The organism is Aurantibacter sp. (assembly GCF_042094015.1).
GTDB lineage: Bacteria > Bacteroidota > Bacteroidia > Flavobacteriales > Flavobacteriaceae > Aurantibacter.
In genome coordinates, this window is record NZ_JBELDZ010000086.1 from 1 (window position 1) to 9,783 (window position 9,783).

Below are 9,783 nucleotides of genomic sequence, written 5' to 3' on the forward strand. Positions count from 1 at the left end.
ATAACTTTTAATTGAAGTCACTACATAAAAAAGTGTCATTATCTTTGTGCAAAATAATATTTTATGTCAACTACATTCTCAGATTTAGGAATAAGTAAATCATTACAGCAAAGCCTTAGTGTTTTAGATATTTCTAGACCAACAGAAATACAAGAAAAATCGATTCCTGTAATTCTTAAAAATGAACAAGATGTTGTGGCATTAGCAAAAACCGGAACAGGTAAAACTGCTGCTTTTGGTTTACCGCTACTACAATTAATAGATACTAAAAAACCGACTATTCAAGCTGTTATTTTGGCACCAACACGAGAGTTAGGACAGCAGATATCTTCTAATTTGATTTCTTTTTCTCAAAATAATCCTGAAATTAGTATAGCTACTATTTGTGGAGGAATACCAATAAAACCACAAATTGAAACTTTAAAAAACATAACTCAGATTGTGGTGGCAACACCAGGTAGATTGGTAGATTTAATTAAAAGAGATGCTATTAATATTAAAGAAATTTCTCACTTTATTTTAGATGAAGCAGATGAAATGGTTAGCGCTTTAAAAGAAGGTTTAGACGAGATTATTAAAGAAATCCCTAAAAAGCGACGCACCTTTTTGTTTACAGCAACCTTATCTGGAGCTATTAAGCAATTGGTAAATAATTACATGTCTAAAAATGTGGTGACTATTGAAGCTAATATGGCTACAATGGGACATCAAGGTATAGAACATCAATTTGTTGTGGTAGAACCTATTGAGAAATTAGAGGTTTTAATGCATTTTTTAAATTCAAAAGAAGGACAACAAGGTATAATTTTCTGTAAGACAAAAGCTGCTGTAAATAAGTTAGCAAAGAACTTGGCAATTAATAAATTCTCATCTGGCGCTATACACGGAAGTTTAACACAAGGAATTCGTGATCGTATAATGGGACAATTTCGCGATGGGCATATTAGTATTTTGGTAGCAACAGATTTAGCTGCTAGAGGAATCGATGTGAAAGACGTAGCTTACGTAGTTAATTATCATCTACCAGATACTTACGATAATTATGTACATAGAAGTGGTAGAACAGCAAGAGCAGGAGCAAAGGGTTTATCTTTAACAGTATTACAACAAGAAGAAGTTTTTGAAATACCAGAATTTGAAGCTGAATTAGGTATTAAATTTAATAAGTACGAAAAAGCTGATGCTAAAAGTATTGAAGAAAATAACGGTTTAATTTGGGCTAAAAAAATATTTAAAACGAAACCAAATCGTGACGTTTCAGAAGATTTTAAAGGACGAATTAAAACGATTTTTCATCATTTAACAAAAGAAGAATTAGTAGATAAGATTTTAGCAAATTATATTGCAGAAACAACTGCTAAGACCACAAAATCAGAAGTTGTTAAAAAGAAGAAAAGAAAGTCATAATAATATAATTATACTATGGCAAACCAAATTAAATCACAACAAGCAATTTTAGATAAACTTAATATTTCGGCATTAAATCCAATGCAAGAAGAAGCCTTGTTGTCTATAACTTCGGTAGAAAATACGGTCTTATTATCGCCAACAGGAACAGGGAAAACTTTGGCGTTTTTATTACCAACATTACAAACTTTGGATATTAAGTCTAAACATGTGCAATTGTTAATTTTAGTACCATCGCGTGAGTTAGCAATACAAATAGAGCAAGTTATCCGTGAAATGGGAACTGGTTTTAAAGCCAATGCTGTTTATGGTGGTAGACATTTTTCTAAAGATAAAATAGAATTAGCACACGAACCAGCTATTTTAATAGGAACGCCAGGAAGAGTTGCAGATCATTTAAGACGAAAAACATTTTCTGTGAATCAGCTTAAAACGTTGATTTTAGACGAGTTTGATAAATCTTTAGAAGTTGGTTTTGAAGAAGAAATGAGTCAAATTATTTCAAGCTTACCATTTATAAAACGACGTATTTTAACTTCTGCAACAAAGGATATGCAAATCCCAAGATTTGTAGGCTTAAAAGACGAAATCATTATAGATTATTTAGGTACGTCTAAAGCGTCTAAATTAGAAATTAAAACCGTTATTTCTCAAGACAAAAACAAACTAAATACTTTAGTTGATATATTGCAATCAATTGGAAATAAGCCAGGTATAATTTTCTGTAATTATAAAGACACTATCAGTTTTGTAAGTGATTATTTAAATAAAAACAACATACCTCATGGAACATTTTATGGGGCAATGGAGCAAGTAGATAGAGAACGAGCATTAATAAAATTTAGAAATGGAACACATCAAGTTATTATAGCTACAGATTTAGCTGCTAGAGGTTTAGATATTCCAGAGCTTAATTATATTATACATTATCAATTACCTTTAAAAGCAGAAGAATTTACACATAGAAATGGTCGTACAGCTCGTATGAATTCTGAAGGAACATCGTATGTTTTACAGTGGGAGAAAGAAACTTTACCTGATTTTATTGAAGCACCAATTTTAACGGATTTAGAATCTAAAAATGAAGAAATAACAACAAACTGGTCGACTTTATTTATTTCTGGAGGACGAAAAGATAAGATCTCTAAAGGTGATATTGCTGGCTTATTTTTTAAACAAGGAAACTTAGAGAAAAATGAGTTAGGAATTATAGAATTAAAACAAGATTGCGCCTTTATATCTGTGCCAAAGTTGAAAGCACAAGATTTAATAGAAAAAACGAACAATACACGACTTAAAAAGAAAAAAGTACGTGTTACGTTAATATAATACAGCTTAGCGAATATGAGCAAAGAGTCAAAAAATATAGATATAGAATCTTGTATTGCAACCATACAAAGTCTTTTAGACGATACAAACCAGTTATTTGAATTGCCAGAAGCGCAACGTGTATCGCTTTTTAAAGTAGCAGGAGAATTAACCAGACCAAATCGTGATGAATTTCAGCGTAGACGTAAAGATGCTAAAAAAGCAGCTAAACGTAAGCAAATTGAAGCCGATAAGCACGCTAGAAAATCTACAGGAATACGAACAGCAAGAGAAAATACGATTTTTGAAGCACCAAAATTATTGGCAGCAGCTCAATTATCTGAAGAAACACCAGAATTAGAATCTGCAAGAAATTGTTATGTCTGTAAAACAATGTTTACTAAACTTCATCATTTTTACGATACAATGTGTACAGATTGTGGTGATTTAAACTACGCTAAACGTTTTCAACTTACAGATTTAACTGATCAAGTCGCTGTAATTACAGGTTCTCGTTTAAAAATCGGCTATCATATTACATTAATGTTATTACGTTCTGGAGCTACAGTTATTGCAACGACACGTTTTCCAGTAGATTCTGCTATTCGTTTTGCTAAAGAAGAAGATTATAAGCAATGGAGCGATAGATTACATATTCACGGCTTAGATTTACGTCATATTCCAAGTGTAGAGATTTTCTGTAATTACATAGAGCAGAAATATGATAGGTTAGATATTTTAATCAACAATGCCGCACAAACCGTAAGAAGACCATCAGGATTTTATTTTCATTTAATGGAAAAAGAAGAATTACCTGTGTCAGATTTACCAAAATTAGCACAACCATTTTTAAAAAATCATTTAGAGTGTTTACAAGAATTATCAGATTTAAGTGTAAGTACTACTAAAACTAGTAAAAACAATGTATTGCCAGTAACGTGGCACGGACCAGAGCCAGGCATAGGATTAAGAAATTCGGCAGAATTATCTCAAATCCCATATAGTTTTGATAATTCGTTACAAGCAAAAGAAGTCTTTCCTGAAGGCGAATTAGATGCAGATTTACAACAAGTAGATTTACGTAAAACTAATAGTTGGCGTTTAAAACTAGGTGAAATTGAAACGACTGAAATGGTAGAAGTACAGTTGGTTAATGCTGTAGCGCCATTTGTATTATGTAATCGTTTGTCGCAATTAATGATGAAGGAAAATACAGGAAAAAAGCATATTATAAACGTTTCTGCTATGGAAGGGAAATTCCATAGGTTTAAAAAAGAAGATCGTCATCCACATACTAATATGGCAAAAGCGGCTTTAAATATGCTAACACATACATCTGCTTCAACATTTGCAAAATCTGGTATTTATATGAATGCGGTAGATACAGGTTGGGTTACAGACGAAGATCCTGTAGAATTATCTAAGAAGAAAGTAGAACAACACGATTTTCAGCCACCATTAGATATTGTAGATGGCGCAGCACGTGTTATGGATCCATTAATAGATGGTATAAACACTGGTAAACATTGGTGTGGTAAGTTTTTAAAGGATTATTTTCCAATAGATTGGTAACTTATGGGTAATAAACATCTTTACACTTTAAATTTAAAATGGATTGGAGAGTCTTATATAAATTCTATTAAAAACGATAGGTTATATGAAATAGCTATTCCAGGAAAATCTAGTTTTAAAGGTTCTGCAGATCAAACGTTTCATGGCGATGCTACTTTGCTAAATCCAGAAGATATGTTATTGTCTGCTTTATCCTCATGCCATATGATGTCTTATTTCTATGTATGTAGACAGAATGCTATTGAAATCATTTCATATCAAGATCAGCCTTTAGGAACTTTACAAGTTAATTCTAATGGAAGCGGACAGTTTAGCAAGATTATATTAAAACCTTTAGTTATAATAAAAAGCAAATTAGATTTAGAATTAGCTATTAGTTTACATAGTAAAGCAAAATCACTTTGTTTTATTGGTAACTCTTGTAATTTCCCAATAGAAGTAGAGCCGATAGTAGAAATAGAGTAGTGTTATTATTTATCTTATTTTAATTCTTGGCACGCATATTGCTTATATCAAAGTAATTAATACAATAAATTATATTACAATGATTAAAGGAACAGTAAAATTCTTCAATGACGACAAAGGTTTTGGATTCATAACAGAAGAAGGTTCAAACACAGACCATTTTGTACACATTTCAGGTTTAATTGACGAAATTCGTGAAGGCGATGACGTTGAATTTGAATTAACAGAAGGTAAAAAAGGATTAAATGCAATTAACGTAAAAGTTATCTAAACATAAAATCTTATTAAATCTAAGCCCATCATTTACTTGATGGGCTTTTTTTATAGAATTAATTGTTAGAATATAAAATCAAAAAAACACCAATTAAAATACCAACTAAAGGAATTAATTTCAAACGTTTGTTTTTCTCTTTAAACATAATGCCGCCAATAACAACTGCAATTATAATCTGACTACGTTTTATAGCAGATAATAACATAATTAAGGCATCTGGATCTTGTAGTGCTTTAAAATAGAAATAATCTGCTGCCTGCAATAATATGCCAACCATTGGAATAGACCAACGAAATTTAAAAGCTTTACGCTTATCTGCATAAGGAAACCACGTAATACTTAGAATTACTAATAAAATAAGAATAGTATAAAAGCAAAACCAGAATTGTAATGTTTGTGGATTTAAACTTAAATTCTGAATTAAAAACTTATCATACAAACCACTACTAGCACCAAAAAAAGTAGCTCCAATAATAGCAAATATCCATTTATTACGCTTAAAGTTTATACCTTCTTTTTTTCCAATTCTAGAATATAAAATGACAGAAAATATAATTAAGAAAAAACCAATCCATTGAAATACGTTAGGGCTTTCTTTATAAATTAAAATAGCTCCAATAAATGTAAAAAAAGGTCCAGCACTTCTAATTGGTGTAACTATAGTTATGGGTAAATGTTTTAAAGCTTGATATGCTAAAACCCAAGAACTAGCCATTATTGCAGATTTAATAAAAATAAAACCGTGCATTTGCCAAGATAATTCTTGGAAGTTATAACCATTTTGCTCTGTATATTCAGGGTAAAAAAAGGATAAAAGATAGAATAGAGCTACAAAAAAGAAACCACTAGAAACGGTTCCTAAAAGCACAGGAAATACTTCGTTACCTTGTACGGCATATTTTTTACATAAATTATGTAAGCCAAGAAATAAAGCGGCTAAAAGCCCTAGATACATCCACATAAGCCACAAAGATATACTTTAATATTAATTTATTTAACTTGGGTTTAACATAGAACATAAACAGATTAGCACAAGTTTTTATCAATTACTTCATCTAATAAAACATAACATATAAAAAGATTAATTATGACGATTGCTAAAATCAAAACTGGACTTACTTTTTTTTCATTATTTACTAGTGTAGCACTTTTTGCACAAGGACCAGGCGGAAGAGGAGGAATGCAAGGACAAGGAAATAGACAACCAAGAACTGAAAAGCCAGATGCGTTCAAAATAATGTCAAAGTTAGATACAAATAATGATAATACCATAGATAGAGATGAGGCTTCAAACGATAAAAGAGGTAAGATTTCTGAAATGTTTGATAAAATAGATACTGACTCTAATAATTCGATATCCTTAGAAGAATTAGAAGCTTCATTAGAGAATAGAGGTCCAAAAAGGAAATCTGCTAAAGAATTAATTAAAGAGTTAGATGACAATAAAGATGGTACATTAAATGAATTGGAAATTGCAGCTAAGAAAAATATACGATTAATGAATTATTTTAAGAAAATTGATATCAACAATGATAATGAGCTCGATAAAAAAGAATTGAAACTGTTTTTATTAAAGGACAGAAAAGAAAAAAGGGACTAAAAAAACACTTAGATTATGAAAATTATAAATTTATTTCTTGCTGTTTTATTTTTTTGCTTATTATCCTGTAATAGTTCTAAAGAAAGTGGTCATCATCACGATTCTGATTCGGATCATTCTCACTCTCATTCAATAGAAAAAGCATCAAATAATACAACTAATTACTTTGAAGATTATCAGTTAGAAGACAATAATTATGGAACAACAACCATAGTTTCTATTAAAGGAGATAAACGTATTATGGAAACTAATTCATTACCAAATCATAAAACAGGTGATTTTCCAAATCAAGGAAATCCTAATATTATTACTGCTCAAAAGAAAACATATACGTTTCCTATAATTCCTAAATACACAGGAAAAGCTCGATGGATGAGAGAACCTGGCGTTGCTTTGAACGGAATTAAATTTGAACCAGGAACCGCAGAAGTTGTAGAATGTGATTCTGGAGAAAACTATAGAGTAGAAGCTATTCAAAATATAATAGACTTAGGTTTAGATTTTAATAATGCACACGTACAACCAACAGGTGAATATCATTATCATGGATTGCCAACTTCAATTATTAATACTTTTGATAAAGGAGAAGATCTAGTTCATATTGGATTTGCGTATGATGGTTTTCCTATTTACGTTTCTAAAAGTGAAAAATATGCACCAAGTTTTAAGTTGTTAGACGGAAACAGAAAAGGAGAAGATTGTATTTATGAAAACCCAATGGAAAGTAGAGATATTTCTGTTGGAGGACATCATGATGGAACTTATGGATCTGATTATGAATTTGTAGCAAATTCTGGTGATTTAGACGAATGTAACGGAATTACAGTTAATGGAAAATACATGTATTTAATAACTAAAGACTTTCCATATGTTGGTAGATGTCTTATGGGTGAAGTTGATAATAAAGAACAAAAAGATTCTCTAAATAGACAACATCAAAGACTAGGAAGAGAAAGAAATCAAGGAGAAAGACCAAGTGTTTTAGAGATTATATCTCAATTGGATATTAATAAAGATGGTAGAATATCAAAAAATGAAGCCAAAGGTCCGTTAGAATACGATTTCTCTAAAATTGATGTAAATAATGATGGACTTATATCTAAGGAAGAATTAGAAAAAGGAGCTAAAGGTCGAGAAAATCAAAAAAGAGGACCAAGACGATAGTTTATAGATCAAATTATGTTTTAACTACAATTTATATTTTAAGTTGTGGTCTTTTCAATTAGAATATTAATTTAAATTCAACAGTTAAAAGGTGAATATTTTTCTAATTTCAGAACTCTTTTGGAAAGCTTATGAAAATGTTCTGAAAAAAAATTAAAGCTGTATTTTTAAAGTTTACGAGAATTTCAAAAACATCTAAAATCTATTTTTTTTTGGCATTGGAAAGCGATGGATAATTGTGTTAAAAATAAATGCCATAGCATTTGAATTTTAAAAAGCAATCAAGCGCATAGGCAGCAGCAATTTTACATAGCGACAAATTACAGATACAAATGTTTAGTTCGAATGTTTCTTAGAATAGTTTATTTAAAAAATAATGAAGGATTGTACAGAATATTAAAATTATGCGAGAAATAAATCGATGAAGTTTAATGACCTCAAGTACTAAATATTATAATGTACTATAAGCAATTTGGGATATTTTACATATATATAACATTATAGCTATAGCTACACATCTAAATTATTCTAACGAAGACACAGTTATGTCAAATATCGCCCAAAAAAGAGCTATTCCGATAATTGCTATAAAATGTACTATAATGTTCTGCGTTATGTAACTTTGCTTTGGAAAAAGCGAAGTTATATTACTACTTTTTCTTATTTTTTTATTCTAAAATATTTCTCTGCAATGTTAATGGAACACTCTTTTTACGAAACGACGTAGGAGAGAAGTGGAATGTGTGTGGAATGAGATTATTACTATTTAATTATCAAATAATTACGGAATTCCGCATATACTTGTGTCTTAAAATAATGTATATTTGAGAGAAGAACTTTTAACCTAGTTATACATTGAATATTCATAAAATCTACGACTATAAATTACTATGGAAAGTAAAGCAGAAATTTAAAAATATTAGCTTAAAGTTTAATATTTTTAAGTTTAAAACTAAAAATAAATTCCTCTTAGAAAAAGAAAGGTTATCAGTAAGAAAGGTTTATCTTTTTGAAATAATTAAGAATATAATTATAGCTTTCTTCTTTGTTATACTATTATATCTCATAGAGTTTTTCTCGCAAAATGCGTATTTAAAATACGTTGATAATTTTCCAAATTGGTTAAAGTATATAGTAGATTTTATTCCCAAACCTAATTATCCTGAAAGTCAAGATGCCGTAAATGGATTCATTTCTTTATTAGCAAGTATTTCAGGTGTTTTGCTTGCTTTGTTTTATCCAATTTTAGCAACAATTGCAAGCTCTGGCTATGCAAAAGTCAATTCTAGTATTAGAAACCTATTGTTTTTAGAACCAATAACTCAAAACTACTTAAGAAGACTAGCTTTCTTAACTGCATACTCAGTTTGTGTTTTACTATTTGCAACATTTGGATTCTATCCAGGAAATTTGATTCTAATTTTTCTAGCAATACTTAGTCTTATCAGTTTATTTAACTTACTTAAAATTGGAGCTGGTGTTTATAGCCTTTTTGAACCAGATACTTTAGCTAAAATTGCCAATAAACAGATAATAGACAATATAAAAAGTGTTACAATTGAAAGTGCATATTGGGATAATTCAAGTTTTCAAAACTTTTTTAGAAGACAGGTTGAGAAAGATATTGAGATTTTGCGATTACTTAACTTTGTAAGTGTTGAAGGAATTTCTGTTAATGAGAAATCTTTTTTAAATACAGTTACTCAAACTTTAGGACTTTTAGAGTTTTATTTAAATAAAAAGAATAGTATTCCCTTAAAAAGCAAATGGTTTAAAAATAAAAGAGAACATAAGTCCTATTTTGAAACTGATATGACTAATAGAGAATTATCTATTAATAATAGGTCATATTTTGTTACTAAAGAAGTATCAAACAATTTTTGGTTTGAAGAACAAATCTTTAATATTTATAGTGAAATTGGTAAAAAAGTTAGCTTATTAGAAAATCAAGAAATAAGATATGAGTATTTAAATAAATCTACTAGAGCATTGC

9 protein-coding genes are annotated in these 9,783 nt (G+C 29.7%); 8 read left to right on the forward strand and 1 reads right to left on the reverse strand.

The window, feature by feature from the left end:
• Positions 1–63 precede the first annotated feature (63 nt).
• The 5 genes from ACFDSN_RS10645 to ACFDSN_RS10665 all read left to right on the forward strand — a co-directional run bounded on the left by ACFDSN_RS10645 (position 64) and on the right by ACFDSN_RS10665 (position 5,023).
• Positions 64–1,407 (forward strand): DEAD/DEAH box helicase, encoded by a 1,344-nt coding sequence (locus tag ACFDSN_RS10645; protein ID WP_375239836.1) that lies wholly within the window; start codon positions 64–66, stop codon positions 1,405–1,407.
• Positions 1,408–1,422: 15 nt separating this feature from the next.
• A complete protein-coding gene (locus ACFDSN_RS10650) occupies positions 1,423–2,736 on the forward strand; it encodes a DEAD/DEAH box helicase (protein WP_375239837.1) in 1,314 nt (437 codons plus the stop codon).
• A gap of 15 nt (positions 2,737–2,751) precedes the next feature.
• Entirely contained in the window at positions 2,752–4,287 is a 1,536-nt protein-coding gene (locus ACFDSN_RS10655) for an SDR family NAD(P)-dependent oxidoreductase (protein WP_375239838.1), read from the forward strand.
• A 3-nt stretch (positions 4,288–4,290) separates the two neighbouring features.
• Complete coding sequence (locus ACFDSN_RS10660) at positions 4,291–4,752, forward strand: OsmC family protein (RefSeq protein WP_375239839.1); 462 nt, start codon at positions 4,291–4,293, stop codon at positions 4,750–4,752.
• A gap of 79 nt (positions 4,753–4,831) precedes the next feature.
• A complete protein-coding gene (locus ACFDSN_RS10665) occupies positions 4,832–5,023 on the forward strand; it encodes a cold-shock protein (RefSeq protein ID WP_375239840.1) in 192 nt (63 codons plus the stop codon).
• Positions 5,024–5,081: 58 nt separating this feature from the next.
• On the opposite strand, the gene ACFDSN_RS10670 is transcribed toward ACFDSN_RS10665, so the two are convergent.
• On the reverse strand, positions 5,082–5,987 hold the full coding sequence (locus ACFDSN_RS10670) for an EamA family transporter (RefSeq protein WP_375239841.1): 906 nt from the start codon (positions 5,985–5,987) through the stop codon (positions 5,082–5,084).
• 126 nt (positions 5,988–6,113) lie between these two features.
• Here ACFDSN_RS10670 and ACFDSN_RS10675 point away from each other — a divergent pair, with 126 nt between their 5' ends.
• From ACFDSN_RS10675 to ACFDSN_RS10685, 3 genes are all read left to right on the forward strand, one after another.
• Positions 6,114–6,626, forward strand: coding sequence for an EF-hand domain-containing protein (locus ACFDSN_RS10675; RefSeq protein ID WP_375239842.1), 513 nt, complete (start codon positions 6,114–6,116; stop codon positions 6,624–6,626).
• A gap of 15 nt (positions 6,627–6,641) precedes the next feature.
• Positions 6,642–7,790 (forward strand): YHYH protein, encoded by a 1,149-nt coding sequence (locus ACFDSN_RS10680; RefSeq protein ID WP_375239843.1) that lies wholly within the window; start codon positions 6,642–6,644, stop codon positions 7,788–7,790.
• An 855-nt stretch (positions 7,791–8,645) separates the two neighbouring features.
• Positions 8,646–9,783: hypothetical protein (locus ACFDSN_RS10685; protein ID WP_375239844.1), on the forward strand; the 1,138-nt coding region annotated here is incomplete at its 3' end.

What these genes read in the sequence shown, in the direction of transcription:
- ACFDSN_RS10675 (WP_375239842.1), top strand. Translation starts at nt 6,114, where the DNA reads ATGACGATTGCTAAAATCAAAACTGGACTTACTTTTTTTTCATTATTT.
- ACFDSN_RS10680 (WP_375239843.1), top strand. Translation starts at nt 6,642, where the DNA reads ATGAAAATTATAAATTTATTTCTTGCTGTTTTATTTTTTTGCTTATTA.
- ACFDSN_RS10670 (WP_375239841.1), bottom strand. Translation starts at nt 5,987, where the DNA reads ATGTGGATGTATCTAGGGCTTTTAGCCGCTTTATTTCTTGGCTTACAT.
- ACFDSN_RS10650 (WP_375239837.1), top strand. Translation starts at nt 1,423, where the DNA reads ATGGCAAACCAAATTAAATCACAACAAGCAATTTTAGATAAACTTAAT.
- ACFDSN_RS10660 (WP_375239839.1), top strand. Translation starts at nt 4,291, where the DNA reads ATGGGTAATAAACATCTTTACACTTTAAATTTAAAATGGATTGGAGAG.
- ACFDSN_RS10645 (WP_375239836.1), top strand. Translation starts at nt 64, where the DNA reads ATGTCAACTACATTCTCAGATTTAGGAATAAGTAAATCATTACAGCAA.
- ACFDSN_RS10655 (WP_375239838.1), top strand. Translation starts at nt 2,752, where the DNA reads ATGAGCAAAGAGTCAAAAAATATAGATATAGAATCTTGTATTGCAACC.
- ACFDSN_RS10665 (WP_375239840.1), top strand. Translation starts at nt 4,832, where the DNA reads ATGATTAAAGGAACAGTAAAATTCTTCAATGACGACAAAGGTTTTGGA.